This is a genomic window from Leclercia sp. LSNIH3 (assembly GCF_002935105.1).
Classification (GTDB): Bacteria; Pseudomonadota; Gammaproteobacteria; order Enterobacterales; family Enterobacteriaceae; genus Enterobacter; species Enterobacter adecarboxylatus.
In genome coordinates this window covers 298,699-324,021 of the sequence record NZ_CP026391.1, presented here as the reverse complement: position 1 = coordinate 324,021, position 25,323 = coordinate 298,699, and the positions used below count along the sequence as shown (strand labels likewise).

Genomic DNA, 25,323 nt, shown 5'->3' with positions numbered 1-25,323 from the left:
GCCTGGCAAAAGGCGCACAAACGGGCGTTGTTTTACTGAATAATTACACCTCTTATCACCCGGGTGATGAAAACGTTTCGGGTAAAATTTCCTGGCCAACCAGGAGAACATAAATGAAATTTTACAGAGGTCCGTTGATCGCCGCCGTCTATGCGGCACTGCTGTTCCCACTTTGCGGCCAGGCTCAGCTGTACAACTATTCGTACACCGACACACGTGGTACGAAAGTGAATGCTGAACCCTCCAGAGCGTATCTCAACCCAGGTAGCGCAATTACGCTGAACTTGATATCTGGTCTCGACCGCTACGAGCGCGTTACCGTGACACGATCATCAGATAATGTGCAGATGTTCCAGAGTGTCACCGGCCTGGTGACAGTGGCCGACAGGATCACTGCCGCTGATGGTAGTGAGTACTACGGCAAATCCATGGCACTGCCGGTACTGGGCGAGGGGACTTTTGCCCTTAAATCCGAAACCCTCGACAATAAGTCGAATGTCGTGGCCACAACCAGCTACTCCTTCAGCATTGATACCCGCGTATCTTCCCCGCAACAGATGATGCAGATTCCTACGTGCTGACTGCCATAGCAATGGATGAAGCCGGAAACAGCACCACAAAGAGCAGCCGGTTCCGCTACGTACCGAACAACCTGATTGAATTTAATACCATCAAGACGCTGGCTGTGGGCATGGGGCTGAAGACATCAGATAACCAGCCACTGGCGTATCTGCGGACCAACAGCATCCGGAAGAAAGATGGTTCGCTGATCACAGGAGTGCAGACCGGCACGCTGACGGTCCGTAAAGATGCGGCCTTTGCGGTCAGTATGAATGGGGCGACTGTCATTCCCGGAGATTCGAAAGACATCACAATAGACTTCGGTCAAGGGGATGGCATCCTGATCCCGATCTTCCCGGCCACCAGCGGCAAAGTTGGCGAATCCCGCTTCATGATCGAGCTGCCGCAAATCCAATAAACACCACAGAACCGGCCCCGTCATACGGGGCCTTTTCATGGTGTCTTAACGTAGCCAGAAAGAAACGGAACAGGCTGATTTAGTCGAATGTCAGAGATTGCTGAGAAAACGTTTATCACGCATTTCGCTCCACTGGAGAGAATTTGCTATCGCGCTCCCCGGGTGCAGGGTCTCACGCCCGATCGCCATCAAATTCAAATGCAGCTCCAATTTTTGCGTCTTGGCGTCACCTGGTTACCACCCGCACTCGCCATGGCAGAACTGGAACACCTTCTTAAGGGGTATGACGCCGACCACTGTCGGCTACTGGAAAACGTCCTGGATACAGCCCACCGGCATTACCTGGAGTCCTGTGGACCGCTAAAGAGAGAAGGGGGCCGCGTCGGGAACCGCATATCAGGCACCCGCCACGACGAAGCACATTTGTGTGTACGGTTTATGTCAACACGCTATGAATTGGCCACTGAGCTTTGTGCCGCTTATGTGTGCAGCAGGTATGCTTATGGGTGATCGTACCGGTTACTTCTTGTCTTCCAACGAGGCCAAGCGGCTAATTTCTTTCATACCGAGACGAGCGGCCACGCCCATGGCGGAGGCTTCGAGTTCGGCCTTGCCGTGTGAGACGATTTTGTCCATGGATTCCTGCATCAACTGGGTGCTGAAGGCCAGATTAACCGGCAGGTTGGCGATTGCGCCGGACAGAGACTGATATACTTCTTCAAGCTCGCGCTTTCCTGCCTTGCCTTTTGCCACCAGCAAAGCCAGTGCTTTCAGCTTTTCATTCACTTTCGCCATCTCGCGCTCAGAGGCTTCCCGGATCTGACGCTCATAACGTTCGCGTGTCGACTCAATATAGCCAATCTCCGGCTGGCGCTCATAGTCGCCGCGAATCAAACTGTTAATGGTACACGGCACGCCGTCACTCATTCCGAACGATGTGATCATTGAGGCCCACTGAGCCGGAGACAGACTGACTTTCAGAAGTGGGGAACGGCGTCTGCCTTCCGCCAGCCGATGACGGATCACTCCATCGCGCTCAACCTGCTCTGATTCACTGAAGGTCAGCGTAATCACCTCTTTATGAATGAGGTCGGAGGCATACAAGCGCTGCCCCGTCGTTGTCGTGCGGCTTACCGATACCTGCCCGTATGCCGTGTGACGGGTGATCACCTCTTCCATCTCGTTTTCTGTTACCGTCGGTATTACTGTGTTTTCCATTGTCATGCCCTGAATCGAATTAATGTTGACAGCGTCTGGCGTAATACCGATGTGAGACCGGACTGCCTGGGAACTTTACCCGTATCACTCGCTAAATTGGACGCCCGCTGACCGGAGTAACTCTCTGACATCGTCTGCCAGGAAATACGTTTCTGTTGTGTTGCCCGGGCCATCAAAGAAACAGGTCTCGGGCAACTGAATTGCCTGCGACTGCTGCTGTATCTGTTCCCGGGACTCGTTACTTTCGACGATAGCATCGGCAATGACTTCTGTTGCCCAATCGCGATCAAAGCCAGGCATCGTATGGAGTGATGCCACCATGTCGCTGGGTAAGGCATCGATATAGTCCAGAGCCGCCTGAGCTACCGAAATCAGTTCTTTCATGGTTGTCACCTTACTGTTGTGCTCATTCACCGCGCTTAACTCGCGTGAGCCGATTCTTTACGTTTATTGATAAGAAACTCTTCACCGCACGTTCCGCATTTCAAAATGTATTCTGCGTGCCTGAGTTGCTTTAAGGACATTGCTTTGCAAACGGGGCAGGCAAGGTGTTCTGAAAGCCGACGCATCAGTTGATTAATTTCAGAGCATTGTTCTGGCGTTAACTTGTGGCGGGTTTCCCACTTATAGGTCGCTTCCCGCACGACACGAGCCACGATATTTTTACCCTTCATCACTCTTGTCCTCCGGTGCAGCCAGCCATCTTACTCACTTCCGTGCGCATGTCAGCGAATAATGACCAGGTCAGGACCAAAACTGAATCCATCGCCCATCCGGTCGGAATGCTTCGATACATACGATTTCCCGTACTTCTCCAGGTCTTGCAGGCTTGATTTTGCCAGATTCCATGAATACTCATGCCCCCAGATTTCCCCATCCCGATCAGCAAATCTTGCGGGTTTATAGTTGTCCTTGAGCAGAGCATAGACACGTTCGAGAGTTGGTAATTCTGGACTGGTCTTAACGTTAGATGCGTCAGCGTTCGTCATTATTATGTACTCATTCGAGTTGATGGATAGGGAAGGTTGCACGCGAACTGTGGCGCTCCCCGTTTTACTGATAACCTGTCGGTGCTCATGCACTACGAAATTAGAATGATTGAAGGCACGTCACGCTTCCCGAAAACCTTTTCCCGTTCCGGCGTTTAGGAAGCGAGTATTCGCCGTCAAACCGGTAGATGCCGACCTTAGAGCAGGGTCCTCCGTCTTTAACCAATTCCCAGATGAAATCGGCACGGTCACTGAAATAGCCAGGACCTTCGTCAAAGGATGAAAATTCACTATGCACAACACACAGATCGCCGTGCTGACCGTTGATAAAAACGAAGTGACCTTTATGCTTTTCGCCTGGCTTCGCATCGAGGTGTCCAAACGTTTGATACATTACGGAGGCTTGATGTTCTGCCCCTGTCTTTCCAAGTAATTCACGCATCTCACTCCCCCTTTGCAGTTGCGACCATTGCACGGTAAACATCTGCAAGACGCTGGCTCATTAATCGAGACATTTTTCCAGTGGCCGAAGTTATCTGCTTCCGGCCTGCAATTAGCTGTTCCATCGTGGGAACTACCGGGACGCGGGTCATACCTTCCACTTCTCCTGCGCCAGTAGTGGTAACTTGATCAACATACTGCTCAACCTGATGCTGCTCTTCGTCGGTCCTCCATTATGATTTCTTCAATCAGACGTCTTACAACCCAGTTACTTAGGTTGCTTTGTGACGGAAGGCGCTTATACCTTCCGCCTCGGCCATTTCGTTGCCCGCGCTGAGCATTCCAGCGTCGAAGTACGCCATCGTTAATTTTCGGTGGTAGTGTGGCAACATCGCCCATCTGCCTGACTCCTGTCCTGAATTATTTCACTCGGGGCCAAAATACCGCTGTGTTGTTTGCCAGGTTACACCCCTGGCACCAACAGGGACGGGCTGTTATAAGAAAAGCGGTCTACTGGAGCATCTTCAAATCCGTGGTTCGGCGCATCTGGTGTCAGAACAAGGCCGTCATGTGCCGCGTGAATATGCAGCAGTGAATCACTGCCCGTGTCGATGTGCAGCGTCGGTACACCCCGATCGATCTCAAAAATGAGGCCGAAACAAGTCGTGCCGGATTCATTCACCACTTCACACTGAATGTTTTTCTCTTCTAACAACACCTTCACCTGATAGGACTGACAGTCTTCTTCTGGCAGCTGGGTTTCACCCAGTTGCCAGTCCTGTAACGTCCGGATAATCTCTGAAGGCGTTGCCTGCGATTCCGGCGTCAGAAGCGCATACACCTGCTGGCGGAACTGCTGGCTCAACTCCTCCATCAGGGGATTGTCCTCGCCATCGAAATGTTCTTCCCAGCCATCAGGATCAGCGTGCATCCAAACGTTATGCGTCAGAGACGGTAGTGAGTCGTCAGGGTGTACGATGAGATATGGGGAGCTTTCTTTTGTTTCCAGATAGCGGACAGGCTGGCCATCCAGCAAAGCTTCATCAACTGCCGTACCATCGGTTTCCGGCAATGCGATTTCCGTGACATTGCCGCCGCAATGCTCTGCCACAACACGCCCCAGATCCTCCATCAGTGCGCGATGTTTTTCTGGAGAATCCAGCTCGCCCAATAATTCCGGTTTTACCAGTAATGCAGTAATAATTGTTGCCAGTTCACGAGTTGAAATTAATTTAGCCATGATAGTCATCCTTTCATCTGATGTGTTAATTCTAACAGTTTCGGTTTGCTGGCTAATAACCCGGCGTGAAGTTTTTTAAAAATATATTCGCCCTTTAAACAAAGAGCGAACAATGGAATTAAAAAAGGACAAATTTGTAATTAATGAATCAGGAGGCTGCTTTAACTAATAAGCCAGGGCGACCGTTGGTATACCTGTCAGGCGGCGAAATACCGAATTCATGATTCAGGGAGTCAGTTGAAAGGACCATGCCGCCGTGAGCAGCCTGGACGTGCAGAACTGAAGGATCAGTGTCACCCGCGTTTACATGGACCGAGGGAACACCATTTTCAATTAACAACGTCAGGGCCATTACCAGGCGTGATTCCACATCCTGTACTGCCAGCTGGGCATGACCGCCGAGCGCCATAGTAACGATAAACTCTGCTGAAGACCCGGGCTGTTCGTCGTCGAGGTTGCAGTAATCACGCATTCGTACCACCTGCGAGGGAAGATTAGCATGGTTGGTTTGTGTCTGAAGGAGCATCCGCTGGAGGGCGTAGCGGCGAACTGAGCACTCTTTATGCGTCGGCAATTCATCAGGGCTTTCTTCGTCGCTGCCTTTGATATGGTCAAGCCAGCCATCTCGGGCATGGTGACGCCAGACATTATCGGTGAGGGAGTGCATGTCCGCGCCGGGAGATACGACGAGATAAGGGGTTACATCCGGAGAGGTCAGATAATCGGCCTGGCTTGATTCATCGCGATCCACCGGCATGATCACACCGTCAATCTCTCCTCCGCAATGTTTCGCCACCAGCTCAGCGATATCCTGCATAAATGCTTTATGCGACTCCGGTGTTTTTAATTCATTCATTAATGTGGGTTGCACCAGTAATCCACAGACAATTTCCGCAAGCTCGGCAGGTAATAGACATTTTGGCATGGTTGGTTCTCCTCTTTTTTGAATGAGAACACTCTAACATTCCGGCTTATTTTCCAAATAAGTTGAAGGCATTTATTTTTTTAAAAATTCATATCCAAACTATAATTAAAATAGTCCATTTTAATCTCAGAAAAGTAACTTTTCTAAAGGCTTACCGGGAGGGCATTAACGAGTGTTTCGTAATCACATTTGTGCCAGTTGAAAGCCGGTGTGCATGACCATTGTTTCGTGACCTTAAACCCAGGAATCGTCGAGCGTCTGGGAGAAAGGCTGCGACACCTTCGGTTAAGATGGGTCTTGTGAGTGGGGAAGGGACGCTACAGCCGGAAGACAAACTGAATCTGCCATTTCAGCCCGCGAGTATCCCGACCCTGTGCCACCGTTTTATAGCTAACATTTCTCCTTTACTGTAGCATTCTGCCGTTTCGCCATCCTCTCGGAACTTCGGTATACCGCGAGCGGAATATTTGCCAGTCATATGGCCCTTACTGGTAACCGGAAAAAAGCTTCATGAAGGCGGATAGGAAGTTCCTTAGACGCATATGGTGTTTTTAAATTAACACATAAGCATTGCTACTCATAAGGATGTAAAATAACCATGCCCATTAAGGATGTAATTAAGACCTCATTGGTTTTTTTTTGGTATTTGTAAACAGACAATTCCGAAAATATTTCTCAGTAAAATTGAATCCTGCATATATAAACTGCCTTTAGCAGTGCTGCAAAATTATTTTTAAAAATCTTTCATTCAGGTTATTAGCCAGCGAGACCAATCTGTCATGATTACTTCAGACCAAACCTGAGGAATCAAAAATGGATAAATACTTTGACCAGAGCGGAATTGAAATCGACAACGCTAAGATTCAGTGTATTGATTCAGTAAAAGGCACCGGGGAATATATTTATCGGGTCACTTGCAATAAATGCAAAGGCCGTGGTGAGCGTAAACACTTTTATAGGAGCCGCTGCATGGCATGTAATGGTACGGGCTATAGCCTGGTCACAACCCGTACATGTTACACCCTTTCCGCGTTATATCGCACATACCCGGAAGCGGCACGCAAGATTTCAGCAGCTCAGGCAGTAGTGCGTCAGCGTGCTGTACAATCAAAGACTTCCGCGTTCAATCTGTGGTGTAAGAGCAATCAGGAACTGGTTGACGCCATCACACAGCAAGACGGGGAGAACAGCTTTCTGAACAGTCTGAAATCGACGTTATCACGGAAATATCCATTAAGTGATAAACAACTAACGGTCGCAGCCAGAATTCTCGGGATTTAATAAATCAGCTTCAGGCTTTTATAATTCTTATTTAATTTTACTCATTCCATTACGGAGGAAGATATGATCCATTCATTTAAAGACAGACGGCTGGAAAGCTTTTTCCGTAATGGAAAGTCCACAGCAGGTATTCCTGCTGATCTGTTAAATGCGATTTCATGCAGACTGAAAACGTTAAATAATGTAAAAAACGAACGCGAATTGTTATCAAGTAGTTTGCGTTACGAACGCTTAAGGATGACCGCAAACCGGTACTCTTCCATTCGAGTTAATTCAAAATATCGGTTATTCTTTGTGTGGAATGATGGCGTACATAACGTTCACCTGTCGGCGCATGATTATAAATCGCTAATCCATTAAGGTAAAAAATGAAACTTTTCGGTATTTTATCCAGGGATGCAGGCACGGATGCGATGTTTTATATTCAGACCAGCACTAAACAACAGGCAAGCTTCATATTTGATGCCCTTGTCCCCCGGCTGAATGCGCATTGCCAACTGATCGACCCACTGAATGAAACAATTATACCTTCACTAAGCCGGACGACACTTTCTTTACAGCCCTGGTCCCAGAATACCCAGACACGGACGAGTGAGCTGAAGATGACGACGCACGGTCTGACTCTCTCCGGGGCAGTGATGGTGGAACACTCCCGGCAGATCGTCGACTTCTGCGATAACCTGGGCCTGCGCCTCGATGCACCCACCGGGAAACCCAGCTGGACAGAACTGATCAATGCTGACCTTGAGCAGCTTAATTCCCCGCGTTTGTTCCCCGTCCTTACCCAATCTGGCACGGAAGGACAGTTTCAGATCTATGTCCCGGCACCGGCTGTCATTGACGCCGACGTAGTCATTGCAAGCGTGATCGGCGAGTGTTTTAGCGGCGTTACCCCGTACTGCGTGAACGGCACTCCATATCCGCTGACTGAAAAGCCGCTGATCCGGATGGAGGCACACGTTAGTGACATGCATACACGGGTTTTTGAGCTGACATTCGTCAGTTATAACCTGGCCCTTACTGCGACGGTATATGACAACAATCTGCGCCAGGTTCTGATGCTGTGTGAAGATTTTGGTGTCACCCTTCAGGGGCGAGCGGGTGCATCCTGTCATGCCTACATGCGTAACGAATACCGGCGGCTTGCACATGTAGGTGTTTGCTCACGCTCCGGGGCTGAAGACGATGTCCGCGCTTACAGCTCATATAAAGAGGAAACCCTGATCCGGCAGCTGCTGAATCAGGCGACGGCGGACAGCACATTGATCCCGGCGCGACACGGCCAGCAATTTAACGGTGTGCTGATGAATGCCACCCCGTCATCAGCAACCACCGGATTTATCTACCTGTCACAGGAATTCCCGCAAGGCCAGTTTATGATGACGGCGGAAGTGGTGAATGCCAGCAGCACGCCACGGGGGATCAGTTACATCGAAACGGTGGACGGTTACCGTTTTATTGTGACTGCATACGACACGAGAGCGATGAATTCCCTGACCGAATTTCTTGAAGTTAACGAGACCTATTTTACCCCATACCGCTGGGCGTAGCGCCAGCGCACCGGACAGCCAGGGAGGGCATCCGGAAAAGGTGATTTCACGCCATCAACAGAGCGCGAAACTCGCAGAAAAACAGACTGGCCCTATTTTAATACCCGATCACCGAAGCCAATTGCCTTCCGGGCAGAATGCCTGAGTATACCGGGTCTTAGCGACGTGGGATCAGGGCAGCCGGGAAAAGTAACTTTTGAAAAATTAGACGTGGTCAGTCGGCATGGTGTATTAAATTTCAAATCCTCTGGTTATATTCCTTCTTATAAACAATCCTCCTAATTTTTAAAGCTATCAATCACATCATCAACTATTCGGAAAAATTTTGCCGCAGGTTATTAGCCGTCGAGCGCGTCCTGGTATAATTGCCACATACCAACAGGAGACATCATGAATAAATTAGATATCATTTCCAGTCAGCTTAATTTCATTTCCCTTCTTAATGCTGTCGGTTATTCCGTATCTGATGTTGTATTTAAACGTCACGGTGCATCAACCGACTTTAATGCAGGTTTCTGGACGTTTGTCGCGGAGCAGAAAGATCGCTATATCGAAGTGTCGTGCAGCCTGTCACATCCTACCGCAGAAGGCACGCAGCATATCGATGTGCGCATTGATATGTTTGAAGACCCGATTGATGATGAGATCTCCCGGACTTTAGACACCAACACCTATGCCACGAATTATAAATATATTGAGCGAGTGCCGTTTACTGAATCCGTCAAAAGAGAATTTACCACCAGCCTTGGTGATATTATTTCAGAATAGTGCCAGCTTAATTCACGGCATGGATGCCTGAGATTTTCTTCAAAATATTCTCTTCCGGGTTATTAGGTTTTGAACCCAACCTGGTATTATATATCTACAGGCAATGCCAACAAATAATGAAGCGTCGGAGGCGATATGAGCATTCAGGAATTCGATTTTACCACCTGTGATTTATTTTCCATTCTGGACTCTCTGAATTATTCCCGCGAGGATATTAATGGTCTTACTCCGGCTATTTTCCGGGACGGCGAATTATCGAGAGTCTCTCTCTCTGTCGTCCAGTCTACCCGCTCGGCGGAAATCACGATCAGCCAGCGCGTGAGCACCGCCACAGGTCTCCGCTGCTATGTGCTGTTGATTGCGCAGCATGAAGACCGCATCCACAGTGAAGCCCTCAGCCAAGATGCTGAGGCGCAGTATCAGGTGAATCGCTTTATCCGCAAGATGGCTGAAGTCACGGATGCCAGCACCAAATCGATCAAGAAATGCTCTCAGATGATGAAAAAAATCATAAAGGAGCACCAGTTTAAAGCCAATCCTTCTTTCGGCCAGAGTTTCATCAAGGGTTGATTGAGTCTTGCCCCGGACGCCGGGGCAACGCTGAATAAACCCCTAACCAGCCGGGAGGCGCAGATGCCTGAAAAAAACTTCATTGTCAAAATTGTATGCCGGAATGGCGAGTATGAGCATTCCAGCGTGAAGCTTGTCGCCAGCGATACTGAGGCAAACGCCAGCCAGACGGCATTACTGAATGAGTGTCGCGACGAGGTCGAAGCACTGAGTTTTGAAGACGGCGGAGTGTATGATCTTGGCGGGGAATTCTTCTATCAAGTGAAGAGCTGCCAACAGCTGCCACCGGAGGATGCGGAGATCCTACTTCGTTACCTGTGAACCCGTGGACGGTTGCGTCAGCCGCCGTCCGTTGTAACGCGATCTTGCCTGCCCAGCCCGAGGGTTATGTGGTAATTTCCCGGCAACAGAATGATTCGAAATTAAGGTTATCAGTATGAAAAGTAAATTTGCTGAGCTGCCGGTGAAAAACGGGAAATCCGGTAACTGGACGCTGGACTCCTTTGTGATTACGCCAGAAAAAGCGCAGACCCTGAAGCTTCGCGCCGAATATACAAAGGATCAGGATGAATATATCCCGGCAGGCGTCTACCGGCGTTTGTCCTGTGATAACGAAGTGGTGATGTCCAATACGCCGATGGAGATCCGTACCTGTGAAGCTTTCATTGAGCGAGCAACTGGACGCATCCTGATTAACGGACTGGGGCTGGGAATGGTGCTGCACGCCATTCTTCAGAAGCCTGACGTGACCCACGTGACCGTCATTGAGAAGTCTCAGGATGTGATGAACCTGGTTTCCAAAGCATTTGCTCACGATCCCCGCGTTGAAATTATCCTTGCGGATGCTCTGAAATACTGCCCACCGGCAGGCGTTACCTTCAATGTGTGCTGGCATGATATCTGGCCAGATTTTTCGAGATCAAATCTTGATGAAATGGAAGCGCTCGAACGCAAATATCTCCACCTGTGCGACTGGCAGGACTCGTGGGGTAAAGAGCAGTGTGAAGCTGCCCTGATTCGTTTCGCGGCGCTGGAATCGTCACTGGAGTCCCTGATGCAGAAAGGGAAGTGACCTGCTTCACCGTCTTCCTGCGCCCACTTACGTTGAACTGAATCCATTTTAAGGATGACTGATGAAGAGTTGCTTTTCTAATTTACCTGTTAAAGATGGAACATCCGGTGCCTGGACACTGGACAGCTTCGAAATCTCCAAAGATAAGGCGGTTAGCCTTTTCCTCCGTGCCGCTACGGAGGATATCGACGCGGTTTTACAGCCCGGTAACTATCGCCGCCTTTCAAATGGCAGAAATGTGGTGATGACCAATTTGCCATACGAAATCCAACTCTGTCAGGAGTTCATAAAGCGAGCGACAGGGCACGTCCTGATCAACGGACTGGGGCTGGGGATGGTGCTGCACGCCATTCTTCAGAAGCCGGAAGTTAACAACGTGACTGTCATTGAGAAGTCGCAGGATGTGATTAACCTAGTTGCCGAGGCCTTTGCCCACGATCCCCGTGTTGAAATCATCCATGCGGATGCTCTGGAATACTGCCCACCGGCAGGCGTTACTTACGATGTGTGCTGGCACGACGTCTGGGCGGGATTATCGAGTTCAAATCTCGATGAAATGGAAGCACTCGAACGCAAATATCTCCACCTGTGCGACTGGCAGGACTCGTGGGGTAAAGAGCAGTGTGAAGCCGCCCTGGTCCGTTTTTCAAGGATGGCTGATGAGCAACCTTAACAGCGATTTGATTGCGCGGATCTATGCCGCGTCAGACACCCCGTTAACGAACGAAGAGCTGTATCGCGAGGTACAACGCGAAACGGGGATGTCGGATGCAGAACTACAGAAAATGAAGGCGTTCGGCTCGGACAAAATGCGAACCAGCGGCGTCAAGCATCAGGTTCGCTGGTATCAGCAGACGCTGCGGCAGGCCGGGGTGATCGAGCGTGTCCCGGAAAAGCGGGGCGTCTGGCGCTATGCCTTCAAAAATGACAAGAAGCTGCATGAGTCCTGGGACAAACTGTGCGTCGTTGGCTTCTCAACTTCGCTCGGGGCATCGGTCTTCGGGAATGCGTACGCGTTCTTCAGCAACATCAATGAGCAAATCCATCTCTGCCTTACGTCGCCCCCGTTCCTGCTGCGTAATGCCCGAAATTACGGGCACGGCGGCGGACGCGGTGAGCAGGCGTATATTGACTGGCTGCTGCGGATTCTTGAGCCTATCGTGAAGCAGCTCGTGCCGGGGGGCAGCGTGGCGCTCAATGTGACGCAGGACAGCTTTAATCCAGGCAGGCCATCGCGCTCTCTGTATCTGGAAAGACTGACACTGGCGCTGTGCGATAAGCTGGGTCTTGAGCTGATGGACAGACTGAACTGGGTGAACCGAGCGAAACCCCCGTCGCCGACTCACTGGGCGTGTAAACAGCGTGTTCAGCTCTGTTCGTCTTACGAGCCGGTGCTGTGGTTTACTAATGACGCGCAAAAGGTTCGTTCGAACAACATGCGCGTTCTCCAGCCTCATTCAGAGCAGCATCAGAAATTGCAGGCGTCCGGCGGCGAAAACCGCACTACATTTTACGGGGATGGCGCTTACCAGCTTAAAAATGGCGCCTTCGGCAATAAGACAGAAGGGACTATCTCCAAAAATACGCTTATGTTTGGCAATGCCTGCCCGGATACGCGGCTCTGCCATCGCATCGCCCGCGAACTGGGGTTTCCGCTGCACGGTGCAACGTCACCCACTCGACTCGCCGCATTCCTGATCGAGTTCCTCACCAGGCCTGGTGATCTGGTAGTTGAGCCATTTGCCGGTCTGCACAAAGTACCGGTTGCCGCTGAGCGGCTCGGCAGACGTTGGTATGCAACGGACAAAATAATGGAATGGCTCGGGATCTCGCGCAGCCTGTTTACAGAAATGCCGGGATACCAGAGCAGCCCGATACTCGATGACCTGGTTGCCCTTTACCGTGATGAACTGCGGGAAGGGGGATGAGCTGGGCGGTTTAGCCTGGCCAGCAGCCGGAAGTGACGCCAGCGGGGATGTCCTGCGGCGACGGCGCTGACAGAAAATGATTCAGCAACATACCGGCGTAATGGCCACCAGGATTCTTCTCCCGGATGCCTTAAAAACGACGGCGACAATTTTAATCACTGAAGGGAGTGTGAGCATGAAGAATTTGACTGAACAGGTTTCCCCCATTGAACTGCAAAAGGGCGACCGTGTTGAAGCGTACGGCGCATTAATGGAAGTGATGCACATCGTTGAATCCGGCTGTGATGTCCCCGGCGGCGTCCGCGTTGCCGCCTGCGTCTCGCGGGTTATCGGTGACACCACCGGTACTATTCCGCGTGGATGGCTGGAAACGCCCGAACAAATGTCGGAACGGGGGGCAACCTGGGCCGCAGAGCTTCCGGCTGGGCTGTACTGGAACATTCAGGGCAATGCCCATGCCAGAGTCAGCCGGGTGACGAACTGACGTTATGAGAAAGGTGAAAATATTGCCAGTAGTCACCCATATGGTATAATTGACATACCAAATGGGAGGGTCGGTTATGACTATGAAAGTTTTTTCTCCAGATTTATCCAAAATGAACCCGCACGGCTTATGGCAGGTGGTGGGTCTGGATAATGACGGCATTGCGCTGATGGACAAAATTAGCCACGGACTGGAAGGTAAAGTCGCTCATTCCATTTCTGAATGGGCGAACATCACGCCGTCGGAACTGCGCAAAATGTCCGGCATTCCGAACACCACCTTCAATCGCAGCGTAAAAGCCCGTTTCACTGCGGATCAGAGCGAACGTCTGGTGCGTATTATTCGCGTCATTGAACGGGCTGTAGAGCTGTTCGAAGGCGACAAAGAGGCAGCACAGAAATGGATGAACGAGCCAAACCGTGGCTTGAGCTGGAAGACTCCGGCAGATGTTGTCTCTTCGGAAACCGGCGCACTCGAAGTGATGCGCCTGATCACCCGTATTGAACACGGAGTCTATTCGTGATCCTGTATCGGATGACCAAGACCCGCTATATTACGACTGCATGGTCGGGATTAGGTGCGAAAGAAGCGGGAGGCCGCTGGAACAGTGTCGGCACAGCACTTGTCTATCTGTCCGAGACGGCCTCTCTGACCATGCTGGAGACGCTGGTGCATATCAATGCCCCGCAGCTTCTGGACGCTTACACGCTGCTGAGCATTGATGTCCCGGATGACCAGATCCAGGCCTTTGACTTGAACCTGCTGCCGCCGGGCTGGGCAAGTGAAGATGCGCCCGCAGAACTTGCCCTGTATGGCGATAACTGGGCTGAAAGTGGCTCTTCTGTTGCCCTGCGTATTCCCAGTGCATTATCTCCGGTGGAGTTTAACTACCTTTTAAATCCGGCTCATCCGGCGATTTTTGATCTGATGAAAACCGTCCAGAAAATTCCTTACCAGTACGACACACGGCTGAAATAGTTTCAGGTTTATATAACCTCCTGGATTGAGATGATAAATGATGACAAGCGAAAAAATCTTTAAAATCAGTGTATCGCTCGTTGTGTTATTTTCTTTCGTTTACTGGGGGCTTGATCCCGAATTTATCTGTAAATTTGCCAGTGACCCATCCAGTACCTGTGATTATTCTGAGCGTATTCCATTGCTTAACTTTATTTCTTCAGTATGGGCATTGATGCTGACTGTGACTCTGGCTGGCATTCTCGTTAAGTGGGTCAGAAAAAATTAGCCGCAGCTTTTGAACCGGGACAGGCTCTTCATAACGTCTTGTGTTCCGTCTGGTATTGCAACCGGGGCAGAGAGTATTTTACTTCAGATAATAACCTGAATATTTGAAATATACTTTTATACCAGACGATGCAGGTTCGTTGCGTACTTAATTCCGAATATGTCAAATGTGAAATGAATTGCAATCGGATAATGTGATTTTGCTGTTTCCAGATTTGTTCTCTTCCTGTTTTATTCCTCTATTTTTAAAAATTTCGCTTTGTACTTATTAGCCAGTGAACCGACTTTGCTAAAATATCCCTACAGCAACCCAACTGACGGTCGAGGTTAATAGTATGGAATCCGAACAGCTCATCACTAAAATTACTCAGACACTGAAACGCCCCGACGGCTCTGAAGTGCGTATTGTGGTGCAGCAGTCATTTGGCTTAGGCCTCACGCCTTCGCTGGGTGTGTATGTCCTGCGTCGCCCGACCACTGTCGACAACTGGCAGTTGTGCAAAAACACACCGCACAAGGACTGGCGCACCATGTCGGTGGATGAATACCAGAAACACGGGCGTTCTGAAATGCTGCGGTACGTCTCCATCGGCGAAATCCTTCGCCTAAGCGCCGCGATTGGCAAACCGATGAGCTACGTTGATACCTGTCCGGGTTTACAGGGCTGATGGTGTATTTTACCCGTAGCAGAACTGACAAATTTAAAAATTGCAGACGGAGAAAAATGATGATTAACAAACAGGGCAACGCTGTAAATCTCCCGGACTTAAGCCGACTGTATATTATCTCAGGCCGCATGATGTTTGATGATGAGGAAGAAGTGATGCTGGTTGAAGCCGACTCCTCCGGTGAAGCAGAAGCGGCATTCCGGCGACATATCGCCGACAGAGAGGCACACATTGAAAAGGCACTTGTCATTTCGTCGGCGTCCCTTCAATCACTGTTACCAGACCGGATCATTGTTTCCGCCCTGACACATACCTTATAACTGAATCTTTCCCATTTAATAAATGCCGCCCTTGTGGCGGTTTTTTATTTTTTCCGCATAATTACTTAATGCCGCCCTCTAAATAATGGCTGGATTAATAAATATGGCGCCTGTCTTCTCTATAAAAACTTCGAAAATATTTCATTTCGGGTTATTAGGTGCGGGTATCTGTTTTGATATTATCTATTCACAGACAGCAATCACACTTAATTAAATAAGGAGTTATGCAATGGCAAATAATTACACTCAGGCATCCTTCACAATTCTCTGTTCACAGGAACAGGCTCAGATGGCTCTGGACGCGATTGCGTATGTTACGGACACGGATGTGTCGGAAGGTGATCACCTGCTGTCTAAACCTGCTTCAGAGTGTTCCCTCACTGAACTGCTGGTCCTGGGTATTATTCAGAACCACCCGGAGTGCGATCCGTTTGAGCCGACTTTTGGTCAGCCGGAGTCACCAGAAGACAATTACGAGCTGGAACTCAAAGCGGAAATCACCGGTAGCGGTCTGGCAATCAGCCATGATGAAAGCATTAACCTCGACCACGCAATCGCGGTAACAACTGCCGTGTTGTCGGTGTTTAACCTGCCTGAAATGGTCACAATCAATGCCGCTTTCGTCTGCGACCGACCACGCGAAAACGAGTTCGGCGGTGCGACAATCGTGGTGACTAAAGATACACACCACTATGAGGAAGGCTTTAATTTTTCCCGCCTGATGAACGAAGCCCATGATGCCGGTGTTCAGTATGCGTTGGTGAAAGTGAACCAGTATAACCACGAAAACACATACACAGAATGCTATCTGATGAGCTGCAAAGCGTCTGAATCGCCTTATGACGTTGCACGCCACCGCCTGGCCTCGGACGAGAGTACTTCTGACGATCCTGATGAGGATGGAGTCATCATTCTCAGCGAAGAAGACAACACCAGCATGGCGCTTCACAGCGTCACCGAACTGACGCCCGTCGTGTACGACAGCCTGAGCAAATTGCTGCCTTCGCTGGACGTATTGTGCCCCGTGACTGCCTGATAACCCTAGATTGCCACCGGGACAGCCGGTGGCATGGAGAGCTGAAATGTTCAATAAACTTTTGATTGCGTCCGCTAGCTGCATCAATGAATTTGCGAGTGAAGTCCCGCAAAGCGTCTTCTTTTCCATTGATACATCGCTGGCTCAGCGTATCCGTGAACTGGCGGCATACGTGAAAGAGAATGATTTGTACGTTGCAGAGTTTTTCTTCTATGACTGCCTCTGGTCCGAAACATCGGAAGAGGACATTGAGGAACTCATGGCGAAGGCTGCATTTATTGAAAGTGACAGTAACGGGCAGGAAACCATGCTCCGGGACGTCATGCCGTCCTCTCGCACGGAAACAACTTCCATCCGGGTCATGAAAGAATCATTTCAACTGACGGCTGTACCCCGCCATTGCGGTGATGACATGATGCTCAATACCCCCAGAATTCCGTTGGCAGAGCTGGAATCAAATACGACGGTTTTAATTACCCAGCAGTATTCGTGAGAGCGTGGTAAAGATAATATATTTATTGCCGCGTAATTCTATTTATTCAGTGCTATTTAGTTAAATTGGCATAATTCCAATTTAACTAAATTTATCTTCACATATTGCACTGAAGATATTAGATGGGTTTAATAAATAACGCGATAATGCAGCGAAAGCCAAAATTCAGGAAATAATATGTATATCGAAATAAAAGAAACATTCCTTGAATTACCCTCAGAAATTCAATTTTCTGAGGCGGCTAACGCTGCCATTCTGACGCAGGATAAATGGGGCGATGTCTGGCAAACACTGAAGACCGATGCGGATCTGAATTATACCGATGCCGGTGAGCCGGTCAGTCTCGCATCGCGCGTGACGACGGCAACCAGTGCCATTTATCATGCGATTACCGAAGGCTGGACCATGTGCGTCGGCTACAGCGGCGGGAAAGACTCCCACTCGCTACTGCACCTGTTCCTCATGGCCCTGATCCGTGCCGTACGGAACGGGTCGAACGTCAGCCAGCACCACTTCATTCAGATCTCCAACACCCTGATTGAAAACCCTGAGATGCATCATCAGTCCACGCAGGTTCTCAGCCAGCTCCGAGCCTTTATTGCCGAACAGCAACTGCCCGTGACCGTCCTGGTGGCCCACCCGTCCATGACCCAGAGCTGGGTCGGACGCATTCTGACCGGGCGCGGACTTCCGACCTGGACAAATTCCAATACGCGTCAATGCTCTACAGATCTCAAACGCTCTCCACTGCGCCAGGCCAAAGCCCGTTATTTAAAAAATGCACCAGCTTCCGTCCGCAACAAAGTGTGCCTGATGCTGGGTTCCCGCGATGATGAGAGCGCCCGTCGGGCAGGCAACATCCTCAGAATGGGCGGGCAGTCGGACAGCGTCTCGCTCACGGAGCTCGGCGGCGAACTGTACCCGGTGAAAGAGTGGCGGACACAGGATATCTGGTCATTTCTGATGGCCTGTGGTTCGCTGGCGCGATTTCCGCTGCCAAGCTTTTTGCCGGACAACTTCAGCCTCGCCACGCTTTACAAAGACGCGACCGGGGAATGTATCTGGACGCCGGAGAAATACACGGCCCGGTCTTCTGCCTGCGGCGCTCGCTATGGATGCTCGCTTACTCTTGTTTTTATGTATTTAGAGTTAAACTCTACTTTTCTATTTTTAGAATTCAAGCTATTCATCGTAATTGAGAGATATCCTTTTAATGTTCAGCAAGCCTGTTAAAAGCACTTTATCTGAACCGCGTTTTGCCTAAATCCTGCTCAATATATACTCTCCCTGAGTTCTGAAATCCTCAAATTCCCCAATCTTAAAGCATTGATACATAGATGATGTCAGATAATGCGCAATCATCTCACCGCCAATATGGATCCGTTCCGGGTGTGAGTATGTCGCCTGTATAGCCCTTTGTTCATTCATCATTACAGGAATTGTCTGCAACAAATCCCCATCCAGGATTTGGCACTCAGGTTTTACTCCTGTTCCGTATTGTAATTGCTCTGATTCGAAATCATGGACTGAGCGATAGGCGAACGAAACGATATTTCCTGTTTCCTCGCAAATTGCGAACTGATAAACACTGGTTGTCACCGTTGAAGAAGAGGGAATTGCATGGTCATGCTTGTATTGTTTCCACAGCCTCCTTAGACAGGCCGATGTATGATAATTGAGATTTTGTATACCTGATACGACCATTCTGGTTGATGCTTCAAGCAACCAGGTGTTAGAAAATCCACCTGCCCCCGTACCTGCTATGATGGTTCTTAGCTGGGGGATGTAACCTGCTTTGGAAACAAAAGATAACGGCTCCCCATTATCGGTGACGGCAAGGGTATCTGTTACAATCAGTGCTTGTGCTTCGTCTGTATAAAATATCAGTGATGACATATTTTCCTCATCCAGAAAAGACATTACATGAATCACAGAACAGGTCACTACAACCACGTGAAAGGGAGTCAGACCATTTTCCAGAGGTAAATATATTCTTGTGTTTGGACGCGTTGCGGTTCTCTGTAAAAAATATATAGCACAAACAAAAGTCCCCGCAGGGATAAATATAGTTATATGCGCTTTTTCTGCTGGCTTTTACAATTGAAAGTGACAGGTAAACGAAATGTGTTACAGGTTTCTTTTGCTTTTCGTTGGGTTCTGTATATGCGAATTTACCCTGTGTGTTATTTTTGCAATGGACTCAGGCTGTATTCAATCAATTAAGGTTTACTTCTGGCATTAAGATGTATCCGTTGCCTGTTTTTTAAGGGCACGGTTTGTGCCGGGAAATGAAAATCACATCTTAAGTTCTTCACTCAAAGGATTTGTGATGTTTATCACGTATGGTCCGGGTAACGTGTTGAGGTCAATGTATTGCATCGTGATGGTGTCGTTACATCTTTTACTTTCCTCCTGATTTGCATATTCACTCCCGGCAACCTGGTTGTTTGTTTTTTCTTCTTCCGGATTTATAGTGTAGGCATGAGGTGGCGTTTCAGGGCGACAGACTGTGAGGATAATCACTAACATTCATGCGCGTTATGGGCGTGTCAGCAAACTGGATGCAACAGAGCCGAAACTGAAATTTGAACCCGGATTTCTGTATGCTGAAATACCTTATATTAGCGGCATCCAGAATCGAAAACTGAGCCGATATGTACACTTTTATCTTATGGATAAAGCTATCCTGCAGGCCAGGGATTTAAAGCCTTTAGCCCGGGCATTTTTACGCTGGATAAGGTGGCTGGAGGATAACGGACTTGACCCTTTCACCCCGGGAACGTTGAAATACCAAAGCCCTACATATGGCTTCAGGGAGTATCTTCTGGGGGCCGTAAGGCAGGGGCGCATCGCCTCATCCACCGCGGCGGTGTACATCAGCGTTATCCGACGGTTTTACGTATTTCTGGGCAAGTGTGGTGAGCTGGCTGCCAGCTCATTTTTTACGTTGGTCGAAAAAGTCGTTGACGGGCGACGCAAGGTGATAAGTTCGGATCTTGCCATCAGGATAACCAGCACAACAAAAAGGACAATCAACCCACTGAATGATGCAGAGGTTCATATCCTGGATGAGGCACTGAAATCTGAGTCCGGGTTGTTCAGTTTAATGATTGTGCTGATGAAAAATTGTGGGTTACGGCTGGATGAAATGCTGACCCTGCCGTCGTCACTCTTTACTGAAGAGTACCTTGCCAGTGTCCCTGTATCTGAGTTGACCATCAGGGGGCTTCATATTGGTCCGAGATGCGGAGTTCATACGAAGTTTGGGATGACGCGAGAACTCTTCATCACCAGACGATTGTACGAGCAGGTTCTGGATTATCTGGCGGATGAGGAGTATGAAAAGAAGATCCAAAAATGGCGTGCACGACAGGGTGGGGAAGGGCGGCACGAGCCTTTATTTTTAATGGCAAACGGGAAACGGATGTCTGAAAAAGCCTTTTACTCCCGCTGGTACAGTTTTCGCCATCGCCTGGCCCGGTCTGCTCCGGGAAATGTGTTCAGACATAAACCCCATGATTTGCGGGCAACGTTTGCGACCCATTTTTTACGCTCGGCACTGAGTTGCTATCCCGATCAGGCCGCAAATGCGCTGGGTACAGTAAAATACTGGATGGGCCATAAAAGCGAAAATACGACGATGAAATACATCGTCTTTCTTCAGCAAAACCAGATTTCTGATGCAGTCGCCGGGGTCATGGACGCATTGATTGACGGTGCTGCAGGTCGCGATGGAGCCATATATGAGCCGGAGTGAAACGCAGATAACGTGGATGGCCGAAAATGTGCTGTCATGGGAGACGGTCAGCGGACACATCACTCAGCGGGATCTGAACCGATATTATTTACTTGACGTTTATCTTCAGGCTCATTTTTCAGATTATGTGTTGCTCCCCGGATGGTTTAGTGAACATTCGCATCTTGCCCGCCCTGAAAAACGCGATTTTATTGCCTCTCTGAAACGATTTCTTCTGTCTTACCGTCCCGCCGGAAGGTTAACCATTTTCCGTTATCTCAATATGTTTTTTATATGGCAGTCAGTCAATCAGTATGACTATGGCACGGCTGAAGGCGTTGAAATGTATATTAAACATCTCATGAACGATATTCGTCGGCGAAAAATTTCAGTCAGGATGGCAAGACACTACTTGTCCGTGGTCAACCGGTTTTTGCTTACGGGCGGGCAGATTCAGAGGCGGTATGAATATGAATTCTTACCGAAAGGAACGTATCAGCAGCAGGGAAGGGATAGCTATACCAGGAATGAACTTTCCGAGATCCTGAGGCAGTTGTCATCCATGAATGAGTTCCTTGCGGGATGTATCCGGGAGCATATCGCTAAATCGGAAAAAGGGGTGCGGCATTTCTCACCGTCTTTGCTGGCACCTGTTTATGAAGCGTATTTCCGGTATCCGGGAGAGAACGGGGTCAGCAGGGCAGAGATCATCATCAGGGACGTTCTGGAAAATTACTTTCTTACTTCTTTTTTTCTGTTCTGTTACCACACATGGGGAAACACCTCTCAGGTTCTGGGTCTGACGCGGGATGATATACATCTGGATGAAAAGGGTATCAGCACTGATTATGTTTATAAGGGGAGAGCGAATAAGTATATACGTCTGACGATAGGTAAATCGGAGTATGTGACCAAACGTGCGGGCTATTACTGGTTTCTGTCTTTTATCAGGCTCAGGGACGACATCGTTAACTATCTGGTTTCCGCAGATAACTTCCCTCCGGTACAGGCGCTGTTTCTGAGTGAGCCGCAGGTGAAATTCCATAAGCTTTATTCTCTTAATCCCAGTCATCTGACTAAATTTTCTAACTCTGAGGGGGCGTGGGCCACGATGCGGCAGCTTAATCCCTCGCTTCCATCAATTACCGTTTCTGGCTTGCGCAAAACGTCTGAGCAGTATACGGACAGAACATTAAAGAATGGTCTGATTACGGCGGAAAAAGCACAGCATAACTGGGGCACTTACAGGCGGAATTATGCTGCAGGTAACCCACAGGGGGCGAAGGAAAACTTCAGTGCTGCACTTGATACGCTTATGAATCAGGGGATTGCGACACGTGCGTTATCCGAGCGGGTAAAAGTTGCTGATGAGCTGGGGATCGATCTGCGTGGAAGCGATGAGGGTGTGGATCTTTTATTGAATGGCCTGGGATGTCGATCGCAGGAGCCGCCTACAGATATTGAATTGCGCTTTATAAAAAAGCAAAAACGATTTGGCCGGACACCAAAGGCTTGTGCGGATTTTTCTCATTGTGTCGAATGTTCAAAAAGTTGCGTTGTGGAAACGCTGGAGTCTGTATGGCTCCTGCTGTCATTCAGGCATGCTATCGAGTATGGAAAACCGTTGTACATCGGTTCGGTCAATGCTGTGGAGCGTTATGAAACGTTACTCCTGAAGATTGATTTACGGCTTGGGCTGGTAGATGAGGCGATCCTGAAAAAAGCGCGCGTTAAACTTCAGCGAGAAGGTGTGGCTCCGGTATGGCAGATTTGAAGAAAAAAGAGGTAAGCCGTAGTCGAATGGCGGAGTTTCCTGCCGGAACGCCGCTTCGTTCAGGGGATGAGTTTCCGACTGAGGATATCATCTGTGAGGCACTAGAAAACAAAAGCTTTGAACGTCTGAATAACTGCCTGGTTATCGCCAGCTCAGATGAACATGATATGCGTTTTATCAATGAGGAGACGCTGAATATTTATTTCAGGGATGATGTCTGGACCAATCGCTATGTCAGAACCCATATTGGTGAAACGTTAAGAACCGTTAATTTTTCAGGCATACGGGATCCTGAACTGCGTCTTGAAGCCAAAATCATCTCAGCCAGCCTGCTCTGGATTGTCGGCAGGACCGCGAAGACGCAGTCCCTGATCCGGAAATGTGCAAACATTGTGGCGGGAGCCCGTATTATTGAGTCTATGGGGTATCGCAGTCTGTTTCAGCTTCGTTTTCCGCTTGTCCGGAATGCTTTCATTGTAAAGATGAAGGAGGAGGATGAGCACGGCAGGAAGCGTTCTGAAAGAACATTACGTAATTACTTTATGGACCTGGCGGATATCTCGCTGACAGGTCATACCCGTCTTCGAAAATACGGTTACTTTCCTGATATTAGCTTCGACAGTTACAACAGTGTGGATGATTCAAACCAGACATATTGTATGCCTTTCAGTCTTATGATGTCTGTCTGGGAAGGGCTGATTACTGAACTGGATGCTGAAATCAGTGATTTCGATTTTGACGGGTTTTCCCGGCTGTGCGCTATCATAAACGGTTTTTATGATTCGCCTTACTATACGTCGATGCTGGAAGCCCGTAAAAGAGGGACAGCAAAAAGCATACCGGATTACCGGGCCGCGTATTACTACAATATTGTTGCCGGGGAAATTCGGGCGCTTTTCGCGACACTTGGCCCCGGGATGCAGGGCTGGTTCTCGGTACATAAAAATAAGCGCTGGAGATCTGATTTTATTGGCGTTGATCACATAAAGCTGAACACCTGGCATTTTGAGCTGACGTTAAAAGTCATGAATGTGATACAGGCCATGTCGGGGATGAGACACAGCGAAGTGCTTGGCGTGATGCACGGTTCACTGATTTATGATGGTGATATCCTGGGACTTCGTTCGGTGTTGCATAAGTTCGCCCCGGAAGGTGGAAGTCACGAAGACTGGGTTGTTTGTCGCTATGTGGAAAAGCCTTTTCAGCATTTACGCAGAATTAATCAAATCATGACAGGCCTGGACGGGAAGACGCTGGACAATGTTCCATTGTCTTTAAATATCAGGTCGTGGTTCTCGGAGCAAAAACTCTCTTTTATGGGGACGCAGCGCCAGACTGAGTGGGCAAAGAAATTTGTGAAAAGACACCATCTGTTCATCCGACGTGACCATATTGATGAGTTCAGGCTTTTAAATCCAAACATACGTGATGATGAACGCGTTGCGATGGAGATTCGGGAGGGGGCTTTCTGGCCATTGCGAACCCATCAGTTTCGCCGTTCACTTGCTGTACACCTCAGGCGTCTTGATCTGATTTCTACTAATGATCTTATCCGGCAGTTTAAGCACTTAATCAGAGGCATGACGGAGTGGTATATGTCCGGTGCACTCAACGCTTCGCATTTTAGCCGGGCGATCCCTCAGGCATTCGCTGCCGAGATTGAGAGGGTTGATACCGAACTCTCAGCTTCCAGGGCTGTTTCTTATCAGCATGAAGGCCTGCTTTATGGCGAAGGCGGGAAGTTACTGATGTCCCAGAGAGGTGGGCACTTACATCAGATGACGTTTCCTACACTGAAAAAAGCGATGAGCATGGCTAAACGAGGCGGGCAAAAACTGGTATCTCTTGGAAACGGTTTTTATTGCATGAATGGCCATGACTGCGAGTTTAAGGCGGTTGTTCAGTCAGCGTCCTGCAATCCGGGATGTGAGAACATGCTGGCCGGAGCTGATTCTGTTCCCGTGTGGAAACGCAGGATGGCTCATTATGACAACCTTCTGGAGATTGCCGTGCGAAATAATGCTCCTCAGGCTGACAGGGATTTTCTGATGCTTGAGAGAGATTTTTATGCAGATGCTGTCCGTTTTTTTGAAAAGGATGAATAGAGCATGACGAACGAACAGTCGGGGGTTAAAAAAACACAGGCAAGAGCAGAGCAGGCCCTGAGGGAACTGATGTTATCAGGGGAGCGTATCAGCCAGTATGCTGTGGAAAAACGAGCGGGGCTGGCAAACGGCACCCTGAATTATAACTGTCCTGAGTACAGGCAGGTCAGGGAGGCTATCCGCAGTCTGAAAAAAACGTGCCAGGGCACCGCGCCGGTTGATGAGCAGGGCATTGAGCAGCAGATCAAGCTGAAAGAAAAGTATCGCCGTCAGAGAAATGAGCTGAGGGAAGAAATCAAAAAGATGATGGCTGAAAATGTAGAGCTGTTACATAACCTTATACTTTTACAGCAGTATGTCAGGGAGCTTGAACGCAACACCGGGAGGGAGAAAGGGGACGTCATTCCGTTCTCGGGTGGTGTCAGGGACTGAGGCTATACTGAACGGAAGGACGCGAGGTGAATCGCCACAGGTTTAACAGACACCTCAGAGTCATTTAAG

The 25,323-nt window shown here is 49.2% G+C and carries 32 protein-coding genes; 24 read left to right on the top strand and 8 right to left on the bottom strand.

What is annotated here, in order from left to right; translation table 11 throughout:
* Window positions 1–113 precede the first annotated feature (113 nt).
* Both C3F35_RS27225 and C3F35_RS27220 read left to right on the top strand, forming a co-directional pair.
* Window positions 114–581 carry a DUF4165 domain-containing protein gene (locus C3F35_RS27225; RefSeq protein WP_015063083.1) on the top strand — a complete coding sequence of 156 codons (468 nt, stop codon included), beginning with the start codon at window positions 114–116 and terminating at the stop codon, window positions 579–581.
* A complete protein-coding gene (locus C3F35_RS27220) occupies window positions 575–979 on the top strand; it encodes an Ig-like domain-containing protein (protein WP_071787996.1) in 405 nt (134 codons plus the stop codon). The genes C3F35_RS27225 and C3F35_RS27220 overlap by 7 nt, the downstream gene beginning before the upstream one ends.
* A gap of 519 nt (window positions 980–1,498) precedes the next feature.
* Here the strand turns inward: C3F35_RS27220 and C3F35_RS26565 are convergent.
* The 7 genes from C3F35_RS26565 to C3F35_RS26530 all read right to left on the bottom strand — a co-directional run bounded on the left by C3F35_RS26565 (window position 1,499) and on the right by C3F35_RS26530 (window position 5,792).
* Complete coding sequence (locus tag C3F35_RS26565) at window positions 1,499–2,197, bottom strand: hypothetical protein (RefSeq protein ID WP_022652135.1); 699 nt, start codon at window positions 2,195–2,197, stop codon at window positions 1,499–1,501.
* An 84-nt stretch (window positions 2,198–2,281) separates the two neighbouring features.
* A complete protein-coding gene (locus C3F35_RS26560; protein WP_032610385.1) occupies window positions 2,282–2,581 on the bottom strand; it encodes a hypothetical protein in 300 nt (99 codons plus the stop codon).
* 35 nt (window positions 2,582–2,616) lie between these two features.
* A complete protein-coding gene (locus C3F35_RS26555; RefSeq protein WP_022652133.1) occupies window positions 2,617–2,871 on the bottom strand; it encodes a hypothetical protein in 255 nt (84 codons plus the stop codon).
* A gap of 51 nt (window positions 2,872–2,922) precedes the next feature.
* A complete protein-coding gene (locus tag C3F35_RS26550) occupies window positions 2,923–3,186 on the bottom strand; it encodes a hypothetical protein (protein ID WP_022652132.1) in 264 nt (87 codons plus the stop codon).
* Window positions 3,187–3,286: 100 nt separating this feature from the next.
* Window positions 3,287–3,628, bottom strand: coding sequence for a hypothetical protein (locus C3F35_RS26545; RefSeq protein ID WP_032610383.1), 342 nt, complete (start codon window positions 3,626–3,628; stop codon window positions 3,287–3,289).
* A 462-nt stretch (window positions 3,629–4,090) separates the two neighbouring features.
* The gene (locus C3F35_RS26535) at window positions 4,091–4,867 is read right to left on the bottom strand and encodes a hypothetical protein (RefSeq protein WP_022652130.1); all 777 of its coding nucleotides are present in this window, start codon (window positions 4,865–4,867) and stop codon (window positions 4,091–4,093) included.
* Window positions 4,868–5,015: 148 nt separating this feature from the next.
* Window positions 5,016–5,792: a hypothetical protein gene (locus C3F35_RS26530; RefSeq protein ID WP_022652129.1), complete on the bottom strand. Its 777-nt coding sequence runs from the start codon at window positions 5,790–5,792 to the stop codon at window positions 5,016–5,018.
* 813 nt (window positions 5,793–6,605) lie between these two features.
* Here C3F35_RS26530 and C3F35_RS26525 point away from each other — a divergent pair.
* The 18 genes from C3F35_RS26525 to C3F35_RS26440 all read left to right on the top strand — a co-directional run bounded on the left by C3F35_RS26525 (window position 6,606) and on the right by C3F35_RS26440 (window position 18,440).
* A complete protein-coding gene (locus C3F35_RS26525; RefSeq protein ID WP_022652128.1) occupies window positions 6,606–7,073 on the top strand; it encodes a hypothetical protein in 468 nt (155 codons plus the stop codon).
* A gap of 63 nt (window positions 7,074–7,136) precedes the next feature.
* Complete coding sequence (locus tag C3F35_RS26520) at window positions 7,137–7,433, top strand: type II toxin-antitoxin system RelE/ParE family toxin (RefSeq protein WP_015063076.1); 297 nt, start codon at window positions 7,137–7,139, stop codon at window positions 7,431–7,433.
* Window positions 7,434–7,675: 242 nt separating this feature from the next.
* On the top strand, window positions 7,676–8,623 hold the full coding sequence (locus C3F35_RS26515; RefSeq protein ID WP_224085232.1) for a flavin reductase: 948 nt from the start codon (window positions 7,676–7,678) through the stop codon (window positions 8,621–8,623).
* A gap of 390 nt (window positions 8,624–9,013) precedes the next feature.
* Entirely contained in the window at window positions 9,014–9,391 is a 378-nt protein-coding gene (locus tag C3F35_RS26510; protein WP_015063074.1) for a hypothetical protein, read from the top strand.
* Between the two features lie 135 nt (window positions 9,392–9,526).
* On the top strand, window positions 9,527–9,961 hold the full coding sequence (locus tag C3F35_RS26505) for a hypothetical protein (protein ID WP_015063073.1): 435 nt from the start codon (window positions 9,527–9,529) through the stop codon (window positions 9,959–9,961).
* Between the two features lie 63 nt (window positions 9,962–10,024).
* A complete protein-coding gene (locus C3F35_RS26500; RefSeq protein WP_022652126.1) occupies window positions 10,025–10,282 on the top strand; it encodes a hypothetical protein in 258 nt (85 codons plus the stop codon).
* A gap of 115 nt (window positions 10,283–10,397) precedes the next feature.
* A complete protein-coding gene (locus tag C3F35_RS26495; protein WP_022652125.1) occupies window positions 10,398–11,033 on the top strand; it encodes a hypothetical protein in 636 nt (211 codons plus the stop codon).
* Between the two features lie 61 nt (window positions 11,034–11,094).
* Window positions 11,095–11,706 (top strand): hypothetical protein, encoded by a 612-nt coding sequence (locus C3F35_RS26490; RefSeq protein WP_022652124.1) that lies wholly within the window; start codon window positions 11,095–11,097, stop codon window positions 11,704–11,706.
* Complete coding sequence (locus C3F35_RS26485) at window positions 11,693–12,961, top strand: DNA methyltransferase (protein WP_022652123.1); 1,269 nt, start codon at window positions 11,693–11,695, stop codon at window positions 12,959–12,961. Before C3F35_RS26490 ends, C3F35_RS26485 begins: the two co-directional genes overlap by 14 nt.
* Window positions 12,962–13,136: 175 nt before the next feature.
* Window positions 13,137–13,445: a hypothetical protein gene (locus C3F35_RS26480; protein WP_022652122.1), complete on the top strand. Its 309-nt coding sequence runs from the start codon at window positions 13,137–13,139 to the stop codon at window positions 13,443–13,445.
* Window positions 13,446–13,527: 82 nt separating this feature from the next.
* Window positions 13,528–13,968, top strand: a complete 441-nt coding sequence (parS, locus tag C3F35_RS26475) for a type II RES/Xre toxin-antitoxin system antitoxin (protein WP_032610495.1) — start codon at window positions 13,528–13,530, stop codon at window positions 13,966–13,968.
* Complete coding sequence (locus C3F35_RS26470) at window positions 13,965–14,423, top strand: RES family NAD+ phosphorylase (protein WP_022652120.1); 459 nt, start codon at window positions 13,965–13,967, stop codon at window positions 14,421–14,423. The genes parS and C3F35_RS26470 overlap by 4 nt, the downstream gene beginning before the upstream one ends.
* Window positions 14,424–14,460: 37 nt before the next feature.
* A complete protein-coding gene (locus C3F35_RS26465; RefSeq protein ID WP_022652119.1) occupies window positions 14,461–14,691 on the top strand; it encodes a hypothetical protein in 231 nt (76 codons plus the stop codon).
* Window positions 14,692–15,025: 334 nt separating this feature from the next.
* On the top strand, window positions 15,026–15,358 hold the full coding sequence (locus C3F35_RS26460) for a hypothetical protein (protein ID WP_022652118.1): 333 nt from the start codon (window positions 15,026–15,028) through the stop codon (window positions 15,356–15,358).
* A 56-nt stretch (window positions 15,359–15,414) separates the two neighbouring features.
* Window positions 15,415–15,678, top strand: coding sequence for a hypothetical protein (locus C3F35_RS26455; protein WP_032610382.1), 264 nt, complete (start codon window positions 15,415–15,417; stop codon window positions 15,676–15,678).
* A gap of 229 nt (window positions 15,679–15,907) precedes the next feature.
* Window positions 15,908–16,714, top strand: coding sequence for a hypothetical protein (locus C3F35_RS26450; RefSeq protein WP_015063028.1), 807 nt, complete (start codon window positions 15,908–15,910; stop codon window positions 16,712–16,714).
* A gap of 46 nt (window positions 16,715–16,760) precedes the next feature.
* Complete coding sequence (locus C3F35_RS26445; protein WP_015063027.1) at window positions 16,761–17,207, top strand: hypothetical protein; 447 nt, start codon at window positions 16,761–16,763, stop codon at window positions 17,205–17,207.
* A gap of 177 nt (window positions 17,208–17,384) precedes the next feature.
* Window positions 17,385–18,440, top strand: a complete 1,056-nt coding sequence (locus C3F35_RS26440) for a phosphoadenosine phosphosulfate reductase domain-containing protein (RefSeq protein WP_022652116.1) — start codon at window positions 17,385–17,387, stop codon at window positions 18,438–18,440.
* A gap of 27 nt (window positions 18,441–18,467) precedes the next feature.
* Here C3F35_RS26440 and C3F35_RS26435 read toward each other — a convergent pair whose 3' ends face one another.
* Window positions 18,468–19,103 carry a hypothetical protein gene (locus C3F35_RS26435; RefSeq protein WP_023279901.1) on the bottom strand — a complete coding sequence of 212 codons (636 nt, stop codon included), beginning with the start codon at window positions 19,101–19,103 and terminating at the stop codon, window positions 18,468–18,470.
* Window positions 19,104–19,716: 613 nt separating this feature from the next.
* Between C3F35_RS26435 and C3F35_RS26430 the strand changes: the two genes are divergently transcribed.
* The 4 genes from C3F35_RS26430 to C3F35_RS26415 are packed head-to-tail and all read left to right on the top strand — an operon-like array spanning window position 19,717 to window position 25,254.
* Complete coding sequence (locus C3F35_RS26430) at window positions 19,717–20,964, top strand: tyrosine-type recombinase/integrase (protein WP_007897923.1); 1,248 nt, start codon at window positions 19,717–19,719, stop codon at window positions 20,962–20,964.
* Window positions 20,951–22,717 carry a hypothetical protein gene (locus C3F35_RS26425; protein ID WP_040113334.1) on the top strand — a complete coding sequence of 589 codons (1,767 nt, stop codon included), beginning with the start codon at window positions 20,951–20,953 and terminating at the stop codon, window positions 22,715–22,717. The genes C3F35_RS26430 and C3F35_RS26425 overlap by 14 nt, the downstream gene beginning before the upstream one ends.
* Complete coding sequence (locus tag C3F35_RS26420) at window positions 22,705–24,822, top strand: hypothetical protein (RefSeq protein WP_017384059.1); 2,118 nt, start codon at window positions 22,705–22,707, stop codon at window positions 24,820–24,822. Before C3F35_RS26425 ends, C3F35_RS26420 begins: the two co-directional genes overlap by 13 nt.
* A gap of 3 nt (window positions 24,823–24,825) precedes the next feature.
* On the top strand, window positions 24,826–25,254 hold the full coding sequence (locus tag C3F35_RS26415) for a hypothetical protein (RefSeq protein ID WP_017384060.1): 429 nt from the start codon (window positions 24,826–24,828) through the stop codon (window positions 25,252–25,254).
* Window positions 25,255–25,323: the final 69 nt, after the last annotated feature.